The sequence below is a fragment of the Rathayibacter sp. PhB1 genome (assembly GCF_004362935.1).
Classification (GTDB): domain Bacteria; phylum Actinomycetota; class Actinomycetes; order Actinomycetales; family Microbacteriaceae; genus Rathayibacter; species Rathayibacter festucae.
In genome coordinates this window covers 337,004-360,846 of the sequence record NZ_SNYD01000003.1, presented here as the reverse complement: position 1 = coordinate 360,846, position 23,843 = coordinate 337,004, and the positions used below count along the sequence as shown (strand labels likewise).

Here is a 23,843-nt window from a genome sequence, read left to right as displayed (position 1 = left end):
CGTGTCTCAGCGCGCCGAGGCGTGTTCCGCGTGCCGGAGGTCGCCGCGGCTGACCTCCGGCCGATCTTCGGCTCGCGGTTCCGCGTCCGGCTCGCTGGTTCCGTCTGTTTCTGCGTGCCGAGGCGTGTTCCGCGTGCCGGAGGTTTCGCCGACTGATCTCCGGCCGATCTTCCGCTCGCGGTTCCGCGTCCGGCTCGCTGGTTCCGTCTGTTTCTGCGTGCCGAGCCGCGTTCCACGTGCCGGAGGTCGCCCCCGCAGCCTCAGTCGCGCCACTCCACGTCCACGCGCACCGCCTCCGCGCCGATCGGCAGCCCGCCCGACAGCTCGCGCCCGTCGACCCGCAGCACCGCGTCACGGAGCGTCCGCAGCCGCGTCCCGCCCGTCGGCGCCAGCCACTCGGCGCTCGGCACCCGCCGCACCGTCAGCGACGCGCGTCCCGGCTCCCACTCCAGCCGGTCCACCACGATCCCGCCGCGCGCCCGGAGCCCCGTCACCGCACCGCGCGCCCACACCGACGGCAGCGCGGGCAGCACCGTCAGCGACCCGTCGTCCGACCCGAGCAGCATCGCCGCCACCAGTCCCGGCAGCCCGCCGCTCGCGTCGAGGTTGAAGATGCGCCCCGCGTCGTGCCGGGTCGTCAGCGTCGGCGACCAGTGCTCGACCGCCAGCCACTCGGCGCAGGTCAGCGCCGACTCCGCATCCCCCAGCGCCGCGGCCGCCATGCCGACCTGCACCAGCCCGAACGCCATCTCCATCCGCCCCGGGGGAGCGGTCGGCGCCTCCGCTCGCCACGCGATCTTCGCGGCCACCGTCGCCGCCGCGGCCGCCCGCAGCCGCACGGCAGCCGGACCGTCCCCCTCGAAGGCCGCGTCGCCCCCGTACCAGAGCGGGTACAGCTGCGAGGCGTGCCGGTGCGCGATCTCCTCCGAGAACCGCGGGTCGACCCACTCCGCGAGCGTGCCGTCCTCCGCCACGCGGTACTCCGGCAGCTCGGCGACCACCCGCGCCCAGCGCTCGTCGAGCGACTCGTCCCCGCGGGCCCGCCCGAGCAGCGCGGTCGCCCGGGCGGCGTCGCGCAGCACGGCGACGTCGATCGTCGCGTCGACCGCCAGCGGCGAGCTCGCCCCGCCGGGGGTGTTCTCGGGGGAGTAGGAGGGGACGATCCGGCGCACCCCGTCGATCACGGTCGTCCCGGTCTCGGCGAAGCGGAGCACGCCCTCGGCCAGCTCCCACAGCCGGTCGTCGACGATGCCGCGGTCGCCGGTCGCGGCGACGGCGTCGGCGGCGAGGCGCAGCACCCAGCCGCCGCAGCCCGTCCAGAACAGGTGCGGGTAGCTCGCCGCGAAGTGGTCCGCGCGGCCGTGCGTCGACATCCGCGACGGCAGGAGCATCCCCTCCGCCCCGTAGACCAGGCGCGCGTTCTCGCGGTAGTCGTCGAGGTGCGGCAGCACCAGCTCCAGGATCGAGAGCGCCAGCTCGGGCGTGCCGGTCGGGATCATCCCCGCCATCGCCCCGTTCTGCACGTTGCCGTTGAGTGTGTAGTCGGCCGACCAGGCCGGCCGCCAGGTGCCCTGCCAGACGCCCTGCAGCGTCGGCGGCAGCTCGCCCGTCGACGCGACGATGTTCGCCCGGCCGCTGAGGTACGCGAGCTCGACGACGCGGCGGCGCGCGCCCTCGTCGCCGGCGCGGGCCTCGTCCCAGAGGTCCTCGGTGAGCACGGCGGTGGAGGCGCCGGCCAGGTCGAGCGCGGAGGCGCCGACGAGGCGGCCGTGGCCGTCGCGCTGCGCCGCGCGCAGGTCGGTCCACGACAGGTCGTCCGCCACCGGCTCCTCGCCCGAGAGCGAGAGGTCGAGGCGGAGGAGCCGGGGCGCCCCGGCCGCGACCGGCGCGACGGAGCGCGTGACGTCTCCCTCCACCTGCCACGGCGTCCCGGTGGCGGCGGTCACGACCGCGCGGACGCGCTCGCCCCCGGTCTCCGCGCTGCCGGTCCCGGCGAGGGCGACGAGCCGCCCTGTCGCCCCGCCCTCGACGCTCGCCTCGACGACCGCCGACGCGTCCGGGACTCCGGTGTCGAACGAGGTCGCGTCACCCCCGCCCAGCCCGAGCTCGACGACGCTCTCGCCGGCGCGGTCGGACTCCACGCACAGCCGCACGCTCTCGCCGCCGTGCGGGGCGAGCAGCCGCACCGCGTGCCTCCCGCCGTCGAGGTCGGTCCACTCGACCGCGACCTCGCCCAGCCGCGGGTCGATGAGGCGGCGGCTCGACGCGACGCCGCCGGCCGTGCGGATCGAGACGGTCGCGCAGATCCCGAGCGGGTCGGTCCAGATCAGTCCGCCGTCGTAGCCGCTGGAGCGCGCGCCGCGGGTCAGCGCCTCGCTCGCCGCCACGGCGTCGCCGGCCAGCAGGGCGCGGCGCAGTTCCTCGCGCACTCCGGCGAGATCGGGCGCGGCGGGCCGCGCGTTGACGGGCAGGAAGTACTGCTCGTGCGCCAGGGACACGGTGAGTGCATCGGCCGGCCCGTGGACGACGGCGCCGACGCGGCCGCTGCCGACGATCAGCCCCTCCTCCCAGGTGGGAGCGGCGGTGGCGGTGACGAGGAGGTCGGTGCGCGACGATGCGCTGTCGATCGAGGAGATGATCGGTTCCTTTCGGGCTCGAGGGAGCGCCTGATATGTTGCCTGGAACTTCAAATTACCTCTCCCGGTGCGACGGCGCACGGGAGTCGAGAGTAAGGACTCCGCGATGACGCGACCGATCACCCTCTTCACCGGCCAGTGGGCAGACCTCCCGTTCGAGGAGGTGGCCCGTCTCGCCGGCGAGTGGGGCTACGACGGCCTCGAGATCGCCTGCTGGGGCGACCACATCGACGTCGCCCGCTGGGACGACGCGGAGTACGTGCAGAGCCGGAAGGACATCCTCGAGAAGAACGGCCTCCAGGTCTTCGCGATCTCGAACCACCTCACCGGCCAGGCCGTCTGCGACGACCCGATCGACGCGCGCCACCGCGACATCCTCAGCGACCGCGTCTGGGGCGACGGCGACCCCGAGGGCGTCCGTCAGCGGGCCGCGCAGGACCTCAAGGACACCGCCCGCTTCGCCGCCGCGCTCGGCGTGAAGCAGGTCAACGGCTTCTCCGGCTCGTCGATCTGGAAGGGCGTGGCGATGTTCCCGCCGGCCTCCGACGAGTGGATCGCCGCCGGCTACCAGGACTTCGCCGACCGCTTCAACCCGATCCTCGACGTCTTCGAGGAGGTCGGCGTCCGCTACGGCCTCGAGGTGCACCCGAGCGAGATCGCCTACGACTACTGGACCGCCAAGCGCACCCTCGAGGCGATCGGCCACCGGACGTCCTTCGGCTTCAACTTCGACCCCTCGCACTTCGTCTGGCAGCAGCTCGACAGCGTCGCGTTCATCCTCGACTTCGCCGAGCACATCTTCCACGTGCACGTGAAGGAGTCGATCGCCAACCTCGACGGCCGCAACGGCGTCCTCGGCTCGCACCTGCCCTGGGCCAACCCGCGCCGCGGCTGGACCTTCGTCTCGACCGGCCACGGCGCCGTCCCATGGGAGCCCGTCTTCCGCGCCCTCAACGCGATCGGCTACACCGGCCCCACCAGCGTCGAGTGGGAGGACGCCGGCATGGACCGCCTCGACGGCGCCCCCGAGGCCCTCGCCTTCGTCCGCAAGCTCAACGCGATCACGCCCCCGGCCGACGCCTTCGACGCGGCGTTCTCGACCTCCCGCTGAGCGAGGCGGCGCCGGTGATCGAGCGGCCGGCACCGTCATCGAGCGGCTGGCGCCGCACCCCTCTTTCATGCTGATCGAGTAGCCCGCGCAGCGGGCGTATCGAGATCCACCGTCTCAAAGACCTCGGTCTGCAGCTCCACCGTGCTGACGGTGGGAGGTCTCGATACGCCCCTTCGGGGCTACTCGACCAGCATGATTGCGGGCGTTCTTCCAAGGAGATCCACCGTCACCGAGAGCTGGGTCTGCAGTCCTGCCCTGCTGACGACGTCGGGTCTCGATACGCCGCTCCGCGGCTACTCGACCAGCAGGCGGTCCGCACACCATCAGCTGAGAGCAGGGCCCCTCGCCTGACAGAGGAGGCCACCCCTTCTCAGTTGATGTCGTGCAGCGCCGCACGCTCGACGTAGGTCGAGCGGCCTCCTTCATGCTGATCGAGTAGCCCGCGCAGCGGGCGTATCGAGATCCACCGCGCGGCGCCCCGCCGCGCCGTCAGCGCCGGTGCCGGCTCCGGAACTCGCTCGGCGTGACCCCCACCCGCGCGCGGAAGACGCGGGTGAAGTAGCCCGGGTCCTCATAGCCGACCGCCCGCGCGACGGCCGACACCGGCAGGTCGCCCTCCGAGAGCAGGGCCTTCGCTTCGTCGACGCGGATCCGGAGGAACAGCTCGATCGGAGAGGCGCCGGTCCGCTCCTCCGTCCGGGCCCGCAGGGCGCGCAGCGACAGCCCCAGCTCTCTCGCCGCGTCCTCGACGCCTGCGCCGGAGAGCGCGATCCGCTCGATCCGGCGGTCGAAGCGGCTCCGCCCCCGCGACTCCGACAGCCGCAGCAGGAGCAGCAGGGCCCGCGCGCTGCTCCGCGCGACGGAGGCGGCACCGGTGTCCTCGAGTGCGTCGAGGACCGCGGCGAACAGGAGCGAGGCGTCGCCCCCTTGCACGTGCAGCACTCCGGCGCCGCGCGGCAGCAGGCCCTCGGCCACGAGGTGCTCGAGCGCGCTGCCGGCGAGCAGCACCCAGTGCTCCGTCCAGCCGCTCGCCACCGACCGGTAGGAGTGCTCGACCCCCGCCGGCACCCACAGCGCATCGCCCGCCTCGACGGCGCTCGTCTCGTCTCCCACCCGGAACTCGCCCCGGCCCTGCTCGATCAGGACCACCGCGCTCTCCGACAGCACCCGCTGCCGCACGGGGGAGGAGACCCCCGCGCGCCGCCCGGCCCCGAAGACGTACAGACCGAGCCCCGTCGACGTGTCGGGGGTCCGGTAGCGAGCGCTCGGCGCGGTGTCCAAAAGTCCTCCTTCGAATCGCATCGGTCCCTGGTGACGGGGATCCATGGGCATCACGATGGTGACAGAAGTGCGGACGGTCCGCACGATCCGATCGCAGGGAGGCCGTCGATGCCGACGTCCAACGGCTATGCACTGAGCACGGCGCCGGAGCGCTGGGGTCCGCTCGACGAGGTCCCGGAGGAGGAGCTCACCGACCGCGACGCCCTCTGGCGGCGCCTCCGCCGCGACGGCTACCTGCTCGTCCGCGGGCTGCTCGACCGCGAGACCGTGCTCGACTTCCGCCGCTGGTACTGCGGGTCCCTCGCTCCGTCCGGCCTCTTCGCGGACGAGGACGCGTGGGACTCCGGCCGCGACGACGGCGCGGACCTGGACCTCGCCCGCTTCCGCGACATCCTCTTCTCCTCCCTCGTCCCGAGCCCGGAGTACGCCGCGTTCTGCCGCCAGCCCGCGATCCTCGCGATGATGCGCATGCTGCTGGCCGACGAGATCCACCTGCACCGGCGGAAGATCCTCCGGCAGGTCCGCCCCGGCCAGAAGGGCATCGGCACGGCGACCCAGGCGCACTACGACCTCGTCTACCTCCGCGAGGGCACCCGCAACCTGCTGTCGCTCTGGATCCCGATCGGGGACACGCCGATCGAGAACGGGCCGCTCGTCTACCTGGAGGGCTCGCACCTCCGCGTCGAGGAGCTGGAGCGCACCGGCCTCCTCGGCCGCCCCCGCTCGCTGACGGCCGACCTCCCGGCCCTCGCCGATGAGCACGACGCGCGCTGGCTCGCCGCCGACATGCGGGCCGGCGACGTCCTGATCCACTCGCCCTTCATCGTCCACGCCTCTCTCGACAACGTCGCCGCCGACCGCCGCCTCCGCCTCTCCACCGACATCCGCTACCAGCGCGCCGGCGACCCCATCGACTGGCGCTGGCAGAACGACTGGTTCGACGGCGACGGCCTCTGAGCGGCCTGCCTGCAGTCCCGCCGTGCTGACCACGCGGGGTCTCGATACGCCCCTGCGGGGCTACTCGACCAGCAAGGGGCGCGCACAACATCAGCTGAGAGCAGGGTCCCTCGCCTGACAGCGGAGGCCACCCCTTCTCAGCTGATGTTGTGCAGCGCCGCAGGCCCTTCATGCTGATCGAGCAGCCCGCGCAGCGGGCGTATCGAGATCCACCGTCGCCGAGACGTCGGTCTGCAGCCGGCGTGCTGACGGTGGGTGGGTCTCGATACGCCCCTGCGGGGCTACTCGACCAGCAAGGGGCCCGCACAACATCAGCTGAGAGCGGGGGGCGTCGCCTGACAGCGGAGGCCACCCCTTCTCAGCTGATGTTGTGCAGCGCCCGAGCGCTCCCCTGCGAACGGAGTAGCCCGCGCAGCGGGTCCTTCATGCTGATCGAGTAGCCGGCGCAGCCGGCGTATCGAGATCCACCGTCATCACGACACGAGGCCGGCAGACCCGCCCTCTCGACGACGTCGGGTCTCGATACGCCCCTGCAGGGCTACTCGACCAGCATGCGAGGGGGACCTCCGCTGACCAGGCGACCCCCGCAGACGCACGAACGGCCGGCCCCCCGTGGGGAGCCGGCCGTCGGTCGTGCAGTCGTCCCTACAGCCCCTGCGCGAGGCGGTAGTACGCCGCGTTCGAGCGGATGTCGGCCTCGAAGCCGCGGAGGGTGGTCGACTCGTCGATGACGAGGAGCTCGACGCCGGCGATGCGGGCGAAGTCCTCCCACGCCTCCAGGCCGATCTGCGTCGTCATGACGGTGTGGTGCGCGGCGCCGGCCGTGATCCAGGCCGCGGCGCTGGTGCCGAAGTCGGGGGCGGGCTGCCAGACGGCACGGCCGACCGGCAGGTGCGGCAGCGTCTGCGGCGGCTCGACGGTGGTCACCTTGTTCGCGACCAGGCGGAAGCGCTCGCGCACGTCGCTCAGCGCGACGACGACCGCGGCGCCGGCGTCGGCGGTGAAGACCAGGCGCACCGGGTCCTCACGGCCGCCGATGCCCAGCGGGTGGATCTCGAGCGACGCGCGCTTCGACGACAGCGACGGCGACACCTCGAGCATGTGCGCGCCGAGGATGAGCTCCTCGCCGGGCGTCATGTCGTAGGTGTAGTCCTCCATCAGGCTGGTGCCGCCGGGCAGGCCGGCGCCCATCACCGCGGCGATGCGGATGAGGACGGCGGTCTTCCAGTCGCCCTCGCCGCCGAAGCCGTAGCCGTCGGCCATCAGGCGCTGCACGGCGAGACCCGGGAGCTGACGCAGCCCGCCGAGGTCCTCGAAGCTGTCGGTGAACGCCTCGAAGCCGCCCTCCTCCAGGAAGGAGCGCAGGCCGATCTCGACCGCCGCGCCGTAGCGGAGCGACTCGTGGCGCTCGCCGCCGGGGAGCAGCTCGGGCACCACGTCGTAGCTCTCGACGTACTCCGCGACCAGCGCGTCGATGTCGGCGTCGGTCGCGGCGTCCACGCGCTCGACGAGCTCGTTGACGCCCCAGGTGTTGACGCTGACGCCGAGGCGGATCTCGGCCTCGGTCTTGTCGCCCTCGGTGACGGCGACGTTGCGCATGTTGTCGCCGAAGCGGGCGACCTTCATGCTCTGCGAGGCCGACCAGCCGGCCGCGGCGCGCGACCAGATGCCGATCGACTCGGTGACGCGGGCGTCGCTCGCGTGGCCGACGACCGTCTTCCGCGGCACGCTCATCCGGCTGAGGATGTAGCCGTGCTCGCGGTCGCCGTGCGCGGCCTGGTTGAGGTTCATGAAGTCGAAGTCGATGTCCTGCCACGGCAGGGCGACGTTCGCCTGGGTGTGGAAGTGCAGCAGCGGCTTGGCCAGCGCGTCGAAGCCGTGGATCCACATCTTCGAGGGGCTGAAGGTGTGCATCCAGGTGATGACGCCCACGACGGAGTCGTCGGAGTTCGCCTCGATCATCGTGCGGCGGATCGCGTCGGAGCTCTTCAGCACCGGCTTCCACTCGATCGTGACGGGGATGTCGCTGGACTCGTTCAGCTGCGCGACGACGGCCTGCGACTGCTCGGCGACCTGGCGGAGGGTGTCCTCGCCGTAGAGGTCCTGGCTGCCGGTGAGGAACCAGACGGTGCGGGTCGCGAGGTCGGGGATGATGCTGCGGGTCATGCGAGTGCTCCGGTGGGGTTCTGTCCGTAGACGTTCTGGTAGCGGTCGAACAGGGCGTCGATCGACTCCTGCGGGATGGGGACGAGCTCGCCGCCCTGGCGCGCGATGTGCACGGTGCGGGCGACGTCCTCGGTCATCACCGCGGCCTTGACGGCGTCCTTCGCGTCCTTGCCGATGGTGAAGACGCCGTGGTTCTGCATCAGGACGGCGCGCGAGCGGTGCCCGGTGAGCGTCGAGACGACGCCGCGGCCGATCGAGTCGTCGCCGATGATCGCGAACGGGCCGAGCGGGATCTCGCCGCCGAACTCGTCCGCCATCGCCGTGATGACGCAGGGGATCGCCTCGGCGCGGGCCGCCCAGGCGGTGGCGTAGGTGGAGTGCGTGTGCACCTGGCCGCCGACCTCGGGCATCTCGCGGTAGACGTAGGCGTGCGCGGCGGTGTCGCTGGACGGGCTGCGCTCGGACCCGAGGCTGCCCGGGACGACGGTGCCGTCGAGGTCGCAGAGGATCATGTTCTCGGGCGCGAGGTCGTCGTAGGAGACGCCGCTCGGCTTGATCACGAAGAGGTCGGCGCCGGGCACGCGGCCGGAGATGTTGCCGCCGGTCCAGATGACGAGGCCGTAGCGGACGAGCTCGGCGTGCAGGCGGGCGACGTCCTCGCGGACGCGGGCGATCGCCGCCTCGACCTCGGGGCCGAACCCGGCGGGCGCAGCGGTCGTGCTGTCGGTCATGCGGTGTCTCCTTGCGTGGTGAGGGTGTCGACGGCCGTCTGCTCGACGGCGAGGCCGGCGCGGTAGCGCTCGAGGTAGGCGGTGAAGCCGGCGACGTCGGCGCCGTCGGGCGCCACCGTCTCGAAGCCGGCGTCGCCGAAGACCTGCTCGGTCAGGTAGGAGTCGAGGGTCGTCCCCTCCTGCAGGCGGAAGGCGGCGAGCACCGCCATGCCCCAGGGGCCGCCCTCGGAGGCGGTCGCGGCGACCGAGACGGGGGCGTCGAGCGCTCCGGCGAGGAAGCGCTGGGCGACTCCGGCCGTGCGGAACATGCCGCCGTGCGCGAACATCTCGTCGATCACGACGCCCTCGCCGGCCAGCACGCGCATGCCGAGCGCGAGCGTGCCGAACACGCCGTAGAGCTGCGCGCGCATGAAGTTGGCCAGCGTCAGGCGGGAGTCGGGGGTGCGCACCACCAGCGGGCGGCCCTCGACGAGCCCGGCGATCGGCTCACCCGCGAGGTGGTTGTAGGCGAGGAGCCCGCCCGCGTCCGCCTCGCCGGCGAGCGCCTCCGCGAAGAGGGTGCCGTAGACGGCGTCGCTGTCGGAGGGGCCGCCCGAGGCCGCGGCGAACCGCGAGAACAGGCCGACCCAGGTGGCGAGCTCGCTCGCGCCGTTGTTGCAGTGCACCATCGCGACGAGGTCGCCGGCCGGAGTCGCGACCAGGTCGAGCTCGTGGTGCACGCTCTCGAGCGGGCGCTCCAGGACGACCATCGCGAAGATGCTCGTGCCGGCGCTGACGTTGCCGGTGCGCGGGGCGACGGAGTTGGTGGCGACCATGCCGGTGCCGGCGTCGCCCTCGGGCGGGCAGAACGGGACGCCGGCCTGGAGGGCGCCGGTCGGGTCGAGCAGCAGCGCGCCCTCGGCGGTGAGCTCGCCGGCCGCGGCGCCCGCGGGGAGGACCGCCGGCAGCAGCTCGCGCAGCGGCGGCAGGGTGCCGGCGACGCGGGCGTCGTAGCGCTCGAGGACGGTCTCGTCGTAGTCGCGGGTCGCCGGGTCGGTGGGGACCATGCCGGAGGCGTCGCCGACTCCGAGGACCTTCTCGCCGGTCAGGCGCCAGTGCACGTAGCCCGCGAGGGTGGTGAGGAAGTCGATCTTCTCGACGTGCGGCTCGGAGTCGAGGACCGCCTGGTGCAGGTGGGCGAGCGACCAGCGCAGTGGGATGTTCGCGCCGAACAGCTCGGTCAGCTCGGCCGACGCGGGGCCGGTGCTGGTGTTGCGCCAGGTGCGGAACGGGACGAGCAGCTCGCCGGCCTCGTCGAAGGCGAGGTAGCCGTGCATCATCGCGGAGACGCCGAGCGCCCCGACCGTGGTGAGGCGCGCGCTGTGGCGCTTCTCGGCATCGGCGACGAGGTCGGCGTAGGCGGCCTGGAGCCCCTCGTGCACGGCGTCGAGCGAGTACGTCCAGCGGCGGTCGACGAGCTGGTTCTCCCACTCGTGGCTGCCGACGGCGAGGACCACGGACGGGTCGGCCGCGTCGACGAGACAGGCCTTGATGCGGGTGGAGCCGAGCTCGATCCCGAGGGCGGTCGCGCCGCTCGTGATCGCCTCGGCGGGGGGCCGTCGCTGGTCCATTGCACTCCTCGCTGAGGGCCATGTGACCGTTCACAAAGCCACGGGCCAGCGTAGGCGAACGGGCGCGCGATCGGCAAGCGCGCCGCTCCTGCGTGCTGGCAGCGGACGCCCGCAGGGCGCGACCTCCATGCTGATCGAGTAGCGCCCGGAGGGCGCGAATCGAGATCCACCGTCCGGCGAAGCCGCTTCGCGTCTCGGCGGTGAGGGAAAGCACGCGGCGGTCTTCAGTCATGCTGGTCGAGTAGCCCCGCAGGGGCGTATCGAGACCCGCCGTCCCCAGCAGGGCGGGCCTGCAGACTCGTCTTCTCACGCGGGTGGATCTCGATACGCCCGCGGTGCGGGCTACTCGATCACCATGGCTTCCCCTCCGCAGGAGGTGATCTTTCCCAGGAGACCCGCAGTCTTCATGCTGGTCGAGTAGCCCCGCAGGGGCGTATCGAGACCCGCCGTCAGCGCCTCCGCCTCAGACCGCCCGCGTCGAGTCCCGCTCCACCAGCACCGGCGGCACCGGCCGGTCGACGGCGGCCGGCTCGCCGCGCAGCTCCGCCAGCACCACGCCGATCGTGCGGCGGCCGACCTCGGCGAAGTCCTGCCGGATCGTCGTCAGCGGCGGTCGGTAGTGCGCGGCCTCGGGCACGTCGTCGAACCCGACGACACTGAGGTCCTCGGGAACCCGCACGCCGCGGTCCGCGCAGGCGTGCAGCAGCCCGAGCGCCATCTGGTCGTTCCCGGCCACCACCGCGGTGAGGTCGGCGACCTCGTCGAGCAGCCGCCGTCCCGCCCGATAGCCGGACTCCGCGGTCCAGTCGCCGCCGATCACCGCGGCCGGCTCCAGCCCCGCCTCCGCCATCCGGGCGGTGAACCCGTCGAGTCGGGCGTGCGCCTCCACCCAGTGCTGCGGACCGGCGAGGTGGGCGATCCGGGTGTGGCCGAGCGCGAGGAGGTGCTCGGCGGCGAGCCGCGCACCGGCGGCCTGGTCGACGAGGAGTCGCGGGTCGGCCCCGCGCCCCGCCGCCCCGAGGGTGACGAACGGCACTCCGATCGCGAGGCTCTCGATCGCCTCGAGCGCGCGCTCCTGCGGCGCGAGCACGACGATCGCCTCGACCGCCTCGCGCTGTAGGTGCTCGAGCGCGGCGGCCAGCGACTCCGCGTCGGGCGCCGCGTTGACCACGGGCACCCGGTAGCCGGCGTCGCGCGCGGCCTGCTCGATCGCGGCCATCGCCGTGGCGGTGCCGTAGAAGCTGTGGCTCTCGGCGGCGAGGATGCCGATCAGCCCGGAGCGGCCCGCTGCCAGCGCCCGAGCCGCGGCGCTGCGCCGGAAGCCGAGGTCGTCGATGGCCGCGAGCACCTTGTCGCGGGTGCGCGGCCGGACCTGCGGGCTGTCGTTGAGCACGCGCGACACCGTCTGGTACGAGACGCCCGCGCTGACCGCGACGTCGCGGATCGTCGGCTGTCTCGGCATGGGGTCACCGTAGCGCCCGGCGCGGGCGGCCGCGTCGGCCCACCCTGCTGGTCGTGCAGCCCGGCCGCGGTCTCCGCTCGCCGGCCGAGCAGCCCCGCAGGGGCGTCTGCATGCTGGTCGAGCAGCTCCGCAGGGGCCGCTGCATGCTGGTCGAGTAGCCCCGCAGGGGCCGCTGCATGCTGGTCGAGTAGCCCCGCAGGGGCCGCTGCATGCTGGTCGAGTAGCCCCGCAGGGGCGTATCGAGACCCGCCGTCCTCAGCAGGGCGGGTCTGCAGACCGATGTTCTGACGCTGGTCGATCTCGATACGCCCGCTGCGCGGGCTACTCGATCAGCATGGACAGCCCTGCACCGCCAGGGTGATCAATCCGGAACGCAAGGATGCGGCGGCGTCCCGTCATGCTGGTCGAGCCGCCCCGCAGGCACCTCTGCATGCTGGTCGAGCCGCCCTGCAGGGGCCCGTGCATGTTGATCGAGCAGCCCCGGAAGGGCCGCTGCATGTCGATCGAGCAGCCCCGCAGGCACCGCTGCATGTTGGTCGAGTAGCCCCGCAGGGGCGTATCGAGACCCGCCGCTCGGCAGAACATCAGCCGAGAGCGTCCCTCATCGCCCCTCGGCGATGAGAGCCATTCCTGGCCGATGTTCTGCGCGGCCTCCGTCCCGTCGCCCTCGTCCAGCCCCGCTCGCTACGGTGAAGCTGAGGATTCACTCACGCAGTCAGGAGCCGGACGTGGAGAACCAGCAGATCGCGGCGCTCGTCGCCCTCGTCGTCGCCATCGCGGTGGTCGGATCGGTCATCGCGACCGTGCTGCGGATGCGCGCGGGCGCACCGGGAGCGCGCCCGGCCTCACGGGACGGCGGCTCGACCGCCGCGACGGGCGACAGCAGCTCGAGCGGGTCGGACACCCGCGACGGCCGCGCCGACGACGGCGGCTCCCCGGACGGCGGCTCGTCGGACAGCGGAAGCTCCGACGGCGGCGGCGGCGGCTCGGACGGTGGAGGCGGCGGCGGCTCGGACGGTGGAGGCGGCGGCGGCTCGGACGGTGGAGGCGGCGGAGGCGGCGACTGAGCCACGGCACCGCCCACCGATTCTGGAGGCCCGCCCCACTTCCGGCTCGCGCAAGCACCTCCGGCTCGCTGAATCCGCCGATCTCCGCGAGCCGAGGCCCGTTCCACGTGCCGAAGGTGACGGGCCCGATCTTCGGCTCGCGGAGTCACCGCTGGCTCGCCGAATCTCGCGGTTTCCGCGTGCCGACGTTCATCCCACGTGCCGGAGACGACACCGGTCACGCCGGGTCCGCGCGAGCGCCCGCCGGCGTCAGTGCTGGTGCAGGACCGCCCAGGCGAGCAGCGAGTCGAGCCGGCGGATGTCCGCTCCGCGCCCGAGCTTCACCTTGATGTGCCCGGCCCGCGTCCACAGCTCGACCTCGGAGTTGAGGTCGAACGTGCCCGCGTTCTCGCTCGACCACATGTTGATCGAGCTGTACGGCAGCGAGTAGATCTCGACCTTCTTGCCGGTCAGCCCCTGGGCGTCGCGCACGATGAGCCGCTTCGTGGTGAAGGTGGCGGAGTCGCGGAGCGTGCGGAACGACGCGACCGCCTTCTCCCCCTCCACCAGGAGGGAGTCGACGTCGGCGGGGACCGGGATCTCCTGCGCGAGGGTCCAGGTGAGCAGCGGTGCAGTGTCCATCGCACCACCCTGGCCGAGCGGGGCCGCGCCCGCATCCGCCGCGCGCCGGAGCGCCCAGGCTCCGCTGATTCCCGCGGGAGATGCTGGGGCATGCCCCTCGCCGTCCCCGACGCCCTCGTCCCGCTCGCCCTGCGCCTGGCCCGCGCCAACCGCACGTTCGTCAGCGCGGACGGCGCTCGCCGCCGGATCCGCGAGAACGCCCTCCGGCCGGCCCGCTTCGGCCCGCCCCCGCGCCTGCGACCCGGAGTGCGCGTCGACGTCGAGCAGGTCGGCGGCTGGCCGGTCTACACGATCCGCCCGCAGCGCATCCGCGGCGGGGTCGTCTACGCCCACGGCGGCGGCTGGGTCAACGAGATCGCGCCGCAGCACTGGTGGCTGGCGGCGCGCATCGCGGACGAGGCCTCTGCGGCGGTCACCCTGCCGATCTACCCGCTGGTCCCGTTCGGCACGGCCCTCGAGGCGCGCGACGGCGTCCGCGCGCTCGTGCACCGGAGTCTCGACCGGTACGGCGCGACGGCGCTCGCCGGCGACTCCGCGGGCGGCCAGATCGCGCTGTCGACGGCTCTCGCCCTCCGCGACGAGGGCGTCGTCCTGCCGTCGACCACGCTGATCTCGCCCGCGCTCGATCTCTCCTGGAGCAACCCGCGCATCCCGGAGGTGCAGCCGAGCGATCCGTGGCTCGGCACCCCGGGCGGCCGCGTCCTGGCCGAGAAGTGGCGCGGCGAGCTCGACCTGCTCGACCCGATCGTCAGTCCGCTCTTCGGCGACCTCGCCGGCCTCGGACCGCTGAGCGTCTACACCGGCACCCGCGACGTCCTGAACCCCGACGCGCACGTCCTCGCCGAGAAGGCGGCGGCGGCCGGTGTGCCGTTCGAGCTGCACGAGGCGGTCGGCCAGCTGCACGTGTACCCGCTGGTGCCGACCCGCGCGGGCCGGGAGGCGCAGCACGACCTGGTCGACGGCCTCCGGGCGGCGCTCTGACCCCGGGCGCGACCTCCGGCTCGCGGAATCGCCTCCGGCTCGCGAGAATCTCGCGATTCCACGAGCCTGAGCTGCTTCTGCGTGCCGGAAGGCGTCGGAGCGACCTCGGGCTCGCGGAAGCACCTCCGGCTCGTCGAAACGGGCCGATCCCGCGTGCCGAGGCTCGTTCCGCGTGCCGGCGGATGCGGAAGCGACGTCGGGCTCGCGAAAACACCTCCGGCTCGTCGAAACGCCGCGATTCCACGTGCCGGCACTCGTTCCGCGTGCCGGAACGTGCCGGAGCCACCTCAGGCTCGCGGAAACACGTCCGGCTCGTCTGAACGCCGCGATTCCGCGTGCCGGAGCGCGTTCCGCGTGCCGGAGGTCATGCGGAAGCGACATCGGGCTCGCGGAAGCACCTCCGGCTCGTCGAAACGCCGCGATTCCACGTGCCGGAGCGCGTTCCGCGTGCCGGAGGTCATGCGGAAGCGACGTCGGGCTCGCGGAAGCACCTCCGGCTCGTCGAAACGCCGCGATTCCGCGTGCCGGAGCTCGTTCCGCGTGCCGGAGGTCATGCCGGAGCGACGTCGGGCTCGCGGAAGCACCTTCGGCTCGTCGAAACGCCGGGTTTCCGCGTGCCGGAGCTCGTTCCGCGAGCCGGAGTTCATCTCTGTCAGCCGGACGGCCCGATCGGCCCCCGGATCCCGCACCCGACGGCGCTCAGGACCCCGCTCGCCGGCCGGTCACACCCCGCCGCCGTGCACAACGAAGGCTGGAAGCCCCGAATCCGTCGAGAAACGGTCGGATCGGCCCTTCCAGCCTGAGTTGTGCGCGGATTCCCGCCGAGACCTACGCGCCCCAGCTCGACTGCGTGCCGCCGACGCGCTCCTCCGCCAGAGCCTGCGCGTGGCCCGACGCCGCATACGCCGCCATCGGGTCGGCCGGCAGCCCGCGCTCCGAGCGCCAGGCCGCGAGGGCGGGGCGGACGTCGGAGTAGAAGGCGTCCATGAAGATTCCGTTCGCGCCGAGCACGTCGCCGGCGAGCTGGGCCTCCTCGAGGGCTGCGCGGTCGACGAGCAGCGCGCGCGCCGTCATCTCCTGCACGTTGAGCACCGAGCGGATCTGGCCGGGGATCTTGTCCTCGACGTTGTGGCACTGGTCGAGCATGAAGGCGACGGGCGAGTCCGGGCCGTAGCCGCCGCCGCGCACCACCTCGTAGAGGATGCGGAACAGCTGGAACGGGTCGGCCGCTCCGACGATCAGGTCGTCGTCGGCGTAGAAGCGCGAGTTGAAGTCGAACGAGCCGAGCTTCCCGAGGCGCAGCAGCTGGGCGACGATGAACTCGATGTTGGTGCCCGGCGCGTGGTGTCCGGTGTCGAGGCAGACCAGGGCGCGGTCGCCGAGCGCGGCGACGTGGGCGTAGGAGGTGCCCCAGTCCGGAACATCGGTGTGGTAGAACGCGGGCTCGAAGAACTTGTACTCGAGGACCAGGCGCTGCTCGGTGCCGAGGCGCTCGTAGATGGCGGCGAGGGAGTCGGCGAGGCGGTCCTGACGGCCGCGGATGTCCTGCTGTCCCGGGTAGTTGGAGCCGTCGGCGAGCCAGATCTTGAGGTCGCGCGAGCCGGTCGCGTCCATGATGTCGATGCAGGCGAGGTGGTGGTCGATCGCCTTCTGGCGGATCACCGGGTCGGAGTGCGTGAGCGAGCCGAACTTGTAGTCGTCGTCCTGGAAGGTGTTCGAGTTGATCGTGCCCAGCGCGACGCCCTTCGAGGCGGCGAACTCGCCCAGCGCCGCGTAGTCGTCGACCTTGTCCCAGGGGATGTGCAGCGCGACGCTCGGCGCGAGGCCGGTCAGCTCGTTGACCTTCGCCGCGTCCGAGATCTTCTCCTCGATGGTCCGCGGGGTGCCCGGCGTGCTGAACACCTTGAAGCGGGTGCCGGAGTTGCCGAACGCCCACGAGGGCAGTTCGATCGCCTGCTGCTCGAGCTGGCGGAGGATGTCGGGGCTGAGGTCGGTCACGGCGGGGTCCTTCTGTGCGGGGCGATCCGGCCGTGCGGTGGAGCGCCGACCGGGCGGCACCGTATGAATCGTTTCACAGCGCCGTGGGGCGAGCGTATCGCTCCGCTTCCCGGGCTGTCAAAGGCCTGCAGAGAGGGGGCACGCCTGCGGTGCCGCCGGATGAGATGATTCCCGGATCGCGCGCAGCCCTGCGATCCGCGACGACCCGAGGAGACGATGTGCCGTCGATCAGTGTCCGCGAGGTCGCCGCTCGCGCCGGAGTCTCGGTCGGCACCGTCTCGAACGTGCTCAACCGCCCCGAGAAGGTGGGCGCCGAGTCCGTCCGCCGCGTGCAGTCCGCGATCGCCGAGCTCGGCTTCGTCCGCAACGACGCGGCCCGCCAGCTCCGCGCCGGCCGCAGCCGCAGCATCGGGCTCGTCGTGCTCGACGCCGGCAACCCGTTCTTCGCCGAGCTCGCCCGGGGTGCCCAGGCCCGCGCCGCCGAGGCAGGGCTCTCCGTGCTCCTCGCGAGCACCGACGCCGAGGCCGACCGCGAGGACTCCTACCTCGATCTGTTCGAGGAGCAGCGGGTGAGCGGGGTGCTGATCTCGCCGCAGGGGGAGGGGTCGGCGCGGCTCGACCGCCTCCGCGCGCACGGCATCCCCTGCGTGCTGGTCGACCGGGAGTCGGGTGACAGCGCGTTCTCGTCGGTCGCGGTCGACGACGTCGCCGGCGGGCGGCTCGCGGTCGAGCACCTGCTCGGGCTCGGGCGCCGCCGGATCGCCGTGGTCGGCGGGCCGGAGTCGATCCGTCAGGTCGCGGACCGGTTCGCCGGCGCGCGCGAGGCCGTGGGGGCGGTGCCGGGCGCGACGCTCGAGGTGCTGCCGACGCCGGGGCTCACCGTGCTGGACGGCCGGGCCGCGGGCCGGGCGCTCGCCGAGCGCGCTCCCGCCGACCGCCCTGACGCCGTCTTCTGCGCGAACGACCTGCTCGCGGTCGGCGTGCTGCAGGGGCTGATGCTGCTGGGCGAGCTGCGGGTGCCGGAGGACGTGGCGCTGATCGGCTACGACGACATCGCCTTCGCGACCGCGACCATCGTGCCGCTGTCGAGCATCCGGCAGCCGAGCGCCCTGATCGGCGCGACCGCCGTCGAGCTGCTCCTCGAGTCCGAGCCCCGCCAGGTCGTCTTCCAGCCCGAGCTCGTCGTCCGCGCCTCGACCGCCGGCTGACCCGCGCGTCCGCCCCCTCCCGCGAGATGCCACTTGTGTGCACTTCTCACGGCGTGTCGCGCTCATAAGTGGCATCTCGCGGAGACGGGCAGAACGGGGGACCTCCGCCCGGAGGCTGAGCGCGCTGGTAGCGTTTAGTGGGCCGGGTCCAAGAAACGCGGCTTCCCCCTCCTGACGAAAGCCGCCATGACTCTGCGCCGTTCCGCCCTCGCCGCCCTCGCGGCCTCCGCCCTCCTGCTGACCGGCTGCACCGCCGCGTCCGACGGCGACGCCGGGGGAGACTCCAGCACCCCGGTCGCCGACGGCGTCCTCACCTACGCGACCGGCGACGCCGAGCCCACCTGCCTCGACCCGCACGTCGGCGGCAACTACCCGCAGGCGCTGCTCGCGACCCAGGTCCTGGAGTCGCTCGTCTCGCGCAGCGACGACGGCACCATCACCCCGTGGCTCGCGGAGTCGTGGACCGTCTCGGACGACGCGCTCAGCTACGACTTCACCCTCCGCGAGGGCCTGACCTTCACCGACGGCACCCCGCTCGACGCCGACGCGGTCGCCGCCAACATCGAGCACCTGCAGGACCCGGCGACGAAGTCCTCCACCGGCTACCTCGCCGTCGCGAAGGTCGAGTCGGTCACCGCCGTCTCGCCGACCGTCGCCCGCTTCGCGCTCAGCGCCCCTGACAGCGCGCTGCTCGAGTCGCTCTCGCAGCCGTGGACCGCGATCGAGTCGCCCACCGGCATCGCCCGCGGCGAGGAGGCGAACTGCGAGGCGCCCGTCGGCACCGGTCCGTTCACGGTGACGGAGTGGGTCAAGCAGGACCACGTGACCCTCACCCGCAACGATGCTTACGACGCCGCGACCGGCCCGACCGGCGAGGGCCACGACGGCCCCGCCTACCTCTCCAGCATCACCTGGCGCTTCATCCCCGACTCCGCCACCCGCTACGCGGCACTGCAGGCGGGCGAGGTCGACGTGATCGACAACGCCCAGCCCGACACGCTCGCGGCCGCCACCGACGCCTCCGACCTGGTCGAGATCGACGCGCCCCGCCCCGGCTCGGTGAACCGCCTCGAGCTCAACTCCGGCCAGGCGCCCTTCGACGACGAGAGCGTGCGCGAGGCGTTCATCCGCGCCGTCGGCGTGAACGACGCCATCGACTCCCTCTTCTTCGGCACCGCCGAGCGCTCGTACTCGCCGCTGTCGAGCAGCGAGGCGACCGCGTACTCCGACCCGTCGCTCTTCGAGGACGCCGGCTCGGACGACGAGATCGCCGCCGCGGAGGACCTCCTCACGGCCGCGGGCTGGGTCGACTCCGACGGCGACGGGATCCGCGAGAAGGACGGCGCCCCGCTCGTCCTGCGCCTCCCGGTCAGCACCAACCAGTCGATCCCGGCCGAGCAGTCGCTGTTCGAGCAGATCCAGGCGTCGGCGAAGGTCGCCGGCTTCGACGTGCAGATCAGCCTGCTCGACCTCTCCAGCTGGTACACCGCGCTCGCGGCGAACGAGTACGAGCTGGTCAGCGCGCCGTACACGAAGGTCGGACCGGACGTCCTGCGCACGCTCTACGCGTCCTCCGGCATCACCCCGGCGCCGAGCGGCTACTTCGCCAACCACGCCCAGGTGAACGACCCCGCCCTCGACGCCCTGCTCGAGCAGGCGAGCGCGACCGTCGACGAGACCGAGCGCGCCGACCTCTACTCCCAGGCGCAGCGGATCGTGCTCGAGGGCTACTGGATCCTGCCGCTCTACGACCAGCAGAACCACTACCTGCACCGCTCGGCCGTCCAGGGCGTCGCCGCCCTGGCCACCGTCTCGACCCCCTGGTTCGCGGACGCCTGGCTCTGACCGCGCAGGGCACCCCTGCCGATCGAGGAGCGGCGCCGCCGCCGCCCTGCCGATCGAGGAGCGGCGCAGCCGCCCCCATGTTGGTCGAGTAGCCGCGGAGCGGCGTATCGAGACCCGCCGTGTCCAGCACGGGGGATCTCGATACGCCCAGTACGAGGGCTACTCGATCAGCATGATCCGCACCCCGGTCGAGCAGTGGCCCCCGTGCTGGTCGGACAGCCACGCAGCGGCCCCCATGCTGGTCGAGTAGCCGCGCCGCGGCGTATCGAGACCCGCCGTGTCCAGCAGGGTGGATCTCGATACGCCCGCTCCGCGGGCTACTCGATCAGCATGGTTCGCACGCCGGTCGAGCAGCGGCGCAGCCTCCTCCACGCTGGTGAAGGAGCGGTGCACTCTCCTCCTCCATGCTGGTCGAGTAGCCGCGAAGCGGCGTATCGAGACCCACCCGCAGAAACCCGCACCCCCGAGAGGAGCCTCCGATGATCCGCCTCCTCCTGCGCCTCGGCGGCGCGCTCGTGGTGCTCTGGGCGGTCGCGACGGCCGTGTTCTTCCTCATCCGCCTGATCCCCGGCGACCCGGCGCAGGCGATCCTCGGCGGCCCCGGCTCGCAGGCGTCTCCGGAGGCGCTCGCCGCGGTCCGCGAGCAGTACGGCCTCGACCAGCCGCTGCTCGTGCAGTACCTCACCCAGCTCGGCCGCCTCGCCCGCGGCGACCTCGGCACCTCCTACTCCCTGCGCACCCCCGTCGCCGACCTGCTCGCCCAGCAGCTGCCCGGCACCCTCCTGCTGGCCGCGCTCGCGCTGACGCTCGCGTGGATCCTCGCCCTCGCCACCGCGCTCTGGTCCACCCGCGGCGGCCGGGTCGCCGCCGCGATCGGCTCCGGCCTCGAGCTGACCGCCGCCGCCCTCCCGCACTTCTGGCTCGCCACCGTGCTGATCGCCGTCTTCGCAACCGCGCTGCGCTGGTTCCCGCCGGTCAGCACCGGCTCCGCGAACGGCCTCGTCCTCCCGGCGCTGACCCTCGCGATCCCGCTCGCCGGCTTCCTCGGCCAGGTGATGCGCCGCTCCCTCCTCGACGCGCTGGAGTCGCCGTTCGTGCTCGCCGCCCGCGCCCGCGGCGAGGGCGAGCTCGGCATCCGGCTCCGGCACGCGCTCCGGCACGCGGTGCTGCCGGGCGTCTCGCTCTCGGGCTGGGCGTTCGGCTACCTGATCGGCGGCGCGGTGGTGGTCGAGACGATCTTCGCCCGGCCCGGCCTCGGCCGCACCCTGCTGGCCGCGGTGACCGTCCGCGACGTGCCCGTCGTCACCGGCGTGGTCCTCGTGACCGCCCTCGCCTACATCGTCGTCACCCTCGCGACGGACCTCGTCGCCCGCCTCGTCGACCCGCGCCTCGCCGCCGCCCGCCCGCAGGAGGCCCGCGCGTGAGCGAGCTCGAGCTGCGCGCCGCCCGCCCCGCGCGCCGGGCCGCCGGCCGCCTCCGCGTCGGCGAGCTCCTCGCCCTCGCCTTCGTCGTGCTGCTGCTGCTCGCGGCCCTCGCGCCCGGCTTCCTCGCCCCCTTCGATCCGCTCGCGATCGCCCCGCGCGACGCCTTCGGCCCGCCCTCCGCGGCCCACCTCCTCGGCACCGACGAGTCGGGCCGCGACGTGCTCAGCCGCCTGATCTCCGGCGCCGGCGCCTCCCTCCTCATCGGCGTCAGCGCCACCGCCATCGGCCTCGTGCTGGGCGCGGTGCTGGGCGTCGCCGCGGCGTTCGGCGGCCGCTTCATCGACGGAGTGATCGGCCGGGTCCTCGAGGTCCTCTTCGCCTTCCCCGCGCTGCTGCTCGCGCTGCTGGTCATCGTGGTCACCGGCCCCGGAGTCGTCCCCGCGACGGTCGCGGTCGGCCTCTCGACCGCGCCCGGCTACGCGCGCATCCTGCGGACCCAGCTGCTCGGCATCCGCGACTCCGGCTACGTCGAGGCCGCGCGGGTGCTCGGCCACTCCTCGCCGCGGATCCTGCTCGCGCACGTGCTGCCGAACACCTTCGGCCCGCTTGCGGTGCTGGCGACGCTCGGCGTCGGGCAGGCGATCGTCTGGGCCTCGGCGCTCAGCTACCTCGGCCTCGGGGCCGAGCCGCCGGCGCCGGAGTGGGGCGCGATGCTCTCCGCCGGCCGCACCTACCTCTCGAGCGCCTGGTGGCTGACGGTGTTCCCGGGGCTCGCGATCGTGCTGACCACGCTCGCGACCACGGTCCTCGGCGGCCGGCTGAGGGGTGCGCGATGAGCGCCGGGCGAGCCGGCAGCGCCGCCGTGGTGGAGGACCTCCGCGTCGCCTTCGACGGCGTCGAGATCGTGCACGGGGTGTCCTTCCGCATCGAGCCGGGGGAGTGCGTCGCGATCGTCGGCGAGTCCGGCTCCGGCAAGAGCGTGACCGCGCGGGCGCTGCTCGGGCTCAGCGGGGGAGCGGCGACCGGCAGCGTCCGGGTCGGCGACCAGGAGGTGATCGGCGCGGGCGCGCGGACGCTGCGCCGCCTCCGGGGTGCCGGCGTCGGCTTCGTGCCGCAGGACGCGCTGCTCTCGCTCGATCCGCTGCGCCCGATCGGCCGCGAGATCGCCGACGTGCTGCGCCTGCACTCCCGGCTGTCCGCGGCGGAGGCGTCGGCGCGGGTGGCCGAGGTGCTCGCGAGCGTCGGCATGCCCGACCCGGAGGAGCGGATGCGCGACCGCTCCGGCGAGCTCTCCGGCGGGCTCCGCCAGCGCGCGCTGCTGGCCGCCGCGATCGCCCTCGACCCGCCGCTGCTGGTGGCCGACGAGCCGACCACCGCCCTCGACGTCACCGTGCAGGCGCGGGTGCTCGAGCTGTTCGCCGAGCAGAAGGCGCGCGGCCGGGCGCTGCTGCTGGTCTCGCACGACCTCGCCGTCGTCGCCGGGCTCGCCGACCGGATCCTGGTGCTCGCGGACGGCCGGGTCGTCGAGGACGGCCCGGCGGCGCGGGTGCTGCGCTCGCCGGAGTCGGTCCAGGCGCGGACGCTCGTCGCCGCGGTCCCGGCCGGGCGGCCGCGCGGCTCGCGGCTGACGGATCCGGACGCGCCCGTCGTCCCGCCCGCGCCGCCCGGCGGGCTGCTGCTGCGCGCGACCGACCTGGTCACCCGCTTCCCCCGGCCCGGCGGCGGCACCCGCACGGCCGTCGACGGCGTCGGCCTCGAGCTGCGCCGCGGCGAGACCCTCGGTCTCGTCGGCGAGTCCGGCTCGGGCAAGAGCACGGTCGCCCGGCTGCTGCTCGCGCTGCGCCGCCCGGATGCGGGCTCGGTCGAGTTCGACGGCGGTCCGTGGTCGGCGGTGACCGAGCGCGCGCGGCGACCGCTCCGCCCGCGGATCGGCGCGATCTACCAGGACAGCCTGTCGTCGTTCGACCCGCGCTGGAGCGTCGGCCGGCTGCTCCGCGATGCCGGGGCGAAGTCGGTGCCGGCCCTGCTCGAGAGCGTCGGCCTCGCGGCGTCGCTGGAGCGGCGCTCGCCGCGGACCCTCTCCGGCGGGCAGCGCCAGCGCGTCTCGATCGCGCGCGCCCTGGCGACCCGTCCCGACGTCCTGATCTGCGACGAGCCCGTCTCGGCCCTCGACGTCTCGGTGCAGGCGCAGATCCTCGACCTGCTCGACGACCTCCAGCGCCGCCACGGCCTCGCCCTGCTCCTGATCTCGCACGACCTCGGTGTCATCGCGCACATGAGCGACCGCATCGCCGTCATGCGCGACGGCCGCCTCGTCGAGTCCGGCCCGGCCGCCGCCGTCCTCGGCACCCCGCGCGAGGCCTACACCCGCCGCCTGCTGGCCGCGGCCCCCCGCCTCGACCGCCCCTGACGCCGCCCGCCGCCCCGAGACGTCGGCGGTGGCCTTGAATGCCCCCTTGCCTGCTGGTCGAGCAGCCCCGCAGCCCTGCTCATGCTGGTCGAGTAGCCCCGCAGGGGCGTATCGAGACCCGCCGTCATCAGCAGGGCGACTCTGCAGACGCGTCTTCCGACGGTGGTGGATCTCGATACGCCCGCTGCGCGAGCTACTCGATCAGCATGCATTGCCACGCACACTAGGCGGTGGGCCCTCTTCATGCTGGTCGAGTAGCCCCGCAGGGGCGTATCGAGACCCGCCGTCATCAGCAGTGCGTGTCTGCAGACTCGCCGTCCGACGGTGGTGGATCT

At 73.4% G+C, this 23,843-nt stretch carries 18 protein-coding genes; 9 read left to right on the top strand and 9 right to left on the bottom strand.

Annotated features, from left to right (window positions below; genetic code table 11):
- Positions 1–260: 260 nt before the first annotated feature.
- A complete protein-coding gene (locus tag EDF17_RS09445; protein ID WP_166649638.1) occupies positions 261–2,717 on the bottom strand; it encodes a glycoside hydrolase family 95-like protein in 2,457 nt (818 codons plus the stop codon).
- A gap of 25 nt (positions 2,718–2,742) precedes the next feature.
- On the opposite strand from EDF17_RS09445, the gene EDF17_RS09440 reads away from it, so the two are divergent.
- A complete protein-coding gene (locus EDF17_RS09440; protein ID WP_123447059.1) occupies positions 2,743–3,747 on the top strand; it encodes a sugar phosphate isomerase/epimerase family protein in 1,005 nt (334 codons plus the stop codon).
- A 489-nt stretch (positions 3,748–4,236) separates the two neighbouring features.
- Here the strand turns inward: EDF17_RS09440 and EDF17_RS09435 are convergent, their stop codons facing one another.
- Positions 4,237–5,028, bottom strand: coding sequence for an AraC family transcriptional regulator (locus EDF17_RS09435; RefSeq protein WP_166649637.1), 792 nt, complete (start codon positions 5,026–5,028; stop codon positions 4,237–4,239).
- A 108-nt stretch (positions 5,029–5,136) separates the two neighbouring features.
- Here EDF17_RS09435 and EDF17_RS09430 point away from each other — a divergent pair, with 108 nt between their 5' ends.
- A complete protein-coding gene (locus EDF17_RS09430) occupies positions 5,137–5,985 on the top strand; it encodes a phytanoyl-CoA dioxygenase family protein (protein ID WP_123446860.1) in 849 nt (282 codons plus the stop codon).
- Positions 5,986–6,630: 645 nt separating this feature from the next.
- On the opposite strand, the gene araA is transcribed toward EDF17_RS09430, so the two are convergent.
- The 4 genes from araA to EDF17_RS09410 form a co-directional block, all read right to left on the bottom strand.
- Positions 6,631–8,151: an L-arabinose isomerase gene (araA, locus tag EDF17_RS09425; protein WP_123446859.1), complete on the bottom strand. Its 1,521-nt coding sequence runs from the start codon at positions 8,149–8,151 to the stop codon at positions 6,631–6,633.
- On the bottom strand, positions 8,148–8,882 hold the full coding sequence (locus EDF17_RS09420) for an L-ribulose-5-phosphate 4-epimerase (protein ID WP_123446858.1): 735 nt from the start codon (positions 8,880–8,882) through the stop codon (positions 8,148–8,150). The genes araA and EDF17_RS09420 overlap by 4 nt, the downstream gene beginning before the upstream one ends.
- Positions 8,879–10,492 (bottom strand): FGGY-family carbohydrate kinase, encoded by a 1,614-nt coding sequence (locus EDF17_RS09415; protein ID WP_123446857.1) that lies wholly within the window; start codon positions 10,490–10,492, stop codon positions 8,879–8,881. The genes EDF17_RS09420 and EDF17_RS09415 overlap by 4 nt, the downstream gene beginning before the upstream one ends.
- Before the next feature lie 463 nt (positions 10,493–10,955).
- Positions 10,956–11,954 carry a substrate-binding domain-containing protein gene (locus EDF17_RS09410; RefSeq protein ID WP_123446856.1) on the bottom strand — a complete coding sequence of 333 codons (999 nt, stop codon included), beginning with the start codon at positions 11,952–11,954 and terminating at the stop codon, positions 10,956–10,958.
- Between the two features lie 728 nt (positions 11,955–12,682).
- On the opposite strand from EDF17_RS09410, the gene EDF17_RS20140 reads away from it, so the two are divergent.
- A complete protein-coding gene (locus EDF17_RS20140) occupies positions 12,683–13,021 on the top strand; it encodes a hypothetical protein (RefSeq protein ID WP_185019980.1) in 339 nt (112 codons plus the stop codon).
- 249 nt (positions 13,022–13,270) lie between these two features.
- On the opposite strand, the gene EDF17_RS09400 is transcribed toward EDF17_RS20140, so the two are convergent.
- Entirely contained in the window at positions 13,271–13,642 is a 372-nt protein-coding gene (locus EDF17_RS09400; RefSeq protein WP_123446854.1) for a PH domain-containing protein, read from the bottom strand.
- 90 nt (positions 13,643–13,732) lie between these two features.
- Here EDF17_RS09400 and EDF17_RS09395 point away from each other — a divergent pair, with 90 nt between their 5' ends.
- A complete protein-coding gene (locus EDF17_RS09395) occupies positions 13,733–14,623 on the top strand; it encodes an alpha/beta hydrolase fold domain-containing protein (protein WP_123446853.1) in 891 nt (296 codons plus the stop codon).
- 828 nt (positions 14,624–15,451) lie between these two features.
- Here EDF17_RS09395 and rhaI read toward each other — a convergent pair.
- Positions 15,452–16,621, bottom strand: a complete 1,170-nt coding sequence (rhaI, locus tag EDF17_RS09390; protein ID WP_166649636.1) for an L-rhamnose isomerase — start codon at positions 16,619–16,621, stop codon at positions 15,452–15,454.
- Between the two features lie 218 nt (positions 16,622–16,839).
- Here rhaI and EDF17_RS09385 point away from each other — a divergent pair, with 218 nt between their 5' ends.
- Positions 16,840–17,829, top strand: coding sequence for a LacI family DNA-binding transcriptional regulator (locus EDF17_RS09385; RefSeq protein WP_243732844.1), 990 nt, complete (start codon positions 16,840–16,842; stop codon positions 17,827–17,829).
- A gap of 186 nt (positions 17,830–18,015) precedes the next feature.
- Entirely contained in the window at positions 18,016–19,674 is a 1,659-nt protein-coding gene (locus EDF17_RS09380; RefSeq protein WP_123446851.1) for an ABC transporter substrate-binding protein, read from the top strand.
- A gap of 159 nt (positions 19,675–19,833) precedes the next feature.
- On the opposite strand, the gene EDF17_RS09375 is transcribed toward EDF17_RS09380, so the two are convergent.
- Positions 19,834–20,067 (bottom strand): hypothetical protein, encoded by a 234-nt coding sequence (locus tag EDF17_RS09375; protein WP_123446850.1) that lies wholly within the window; start codon positions 20,065–20,067, stop codon positions 19,834–19,836.
- An 86-nt stretch (positions 20,068–20,153) separates the two neighbouring features.
- On the opposite strand from EDF17_RS09375, the gene EDF17_RS09370 reads away from it, so the two are divergent.
- The 3 genes from EDF17_RS09370 to EDF17_RS09360 are packed head-to-tail and all read left to right on the top strand — an operon-like array spanning position 20,154 to position 23,508.
- Positions 20,154–21,098 (top strand): ABC transporter permease, encoded by a 945-nt coding sequence (locus EDF17_RS09370; RefSeq protein ID WP_123446849.1) that lies wholly within the window; start codon positions 20,154–20,156, stop codon positions 21,096–21,098.
- Positions 21,095–21,934: an ABC transporter permease gene (locus tag EDF17_RS09365; RefSeq protein WP_123446848.1), complete on the top strand. Its 840-nt coding sequence runs from the start codon at positions 21,095–21,097 to the stop codon at positions 21,932–21,934. Before EDF17_RS09370 ends, EDF17_RS09365 begins: the two co-directional genes overlap by 4 nt.
- Positions 21,931–23,508, top strand: coding sequence for an ABC transporter ATP-binding protein (locus EDF17_RS09360; RefSeq protein ID WP_123446847.1), 1,578 nt, complete (start codon positions 21,931–21,933; stop codon positions 23,506–23,508). The genes EDF17_RS09365 and EDF17_RS09360 overlap by 4 nt, the downstream gene beginning before the upstream one ends.
- Positions 23,509–23,843 lie beyond the last annotated feature (335 nt).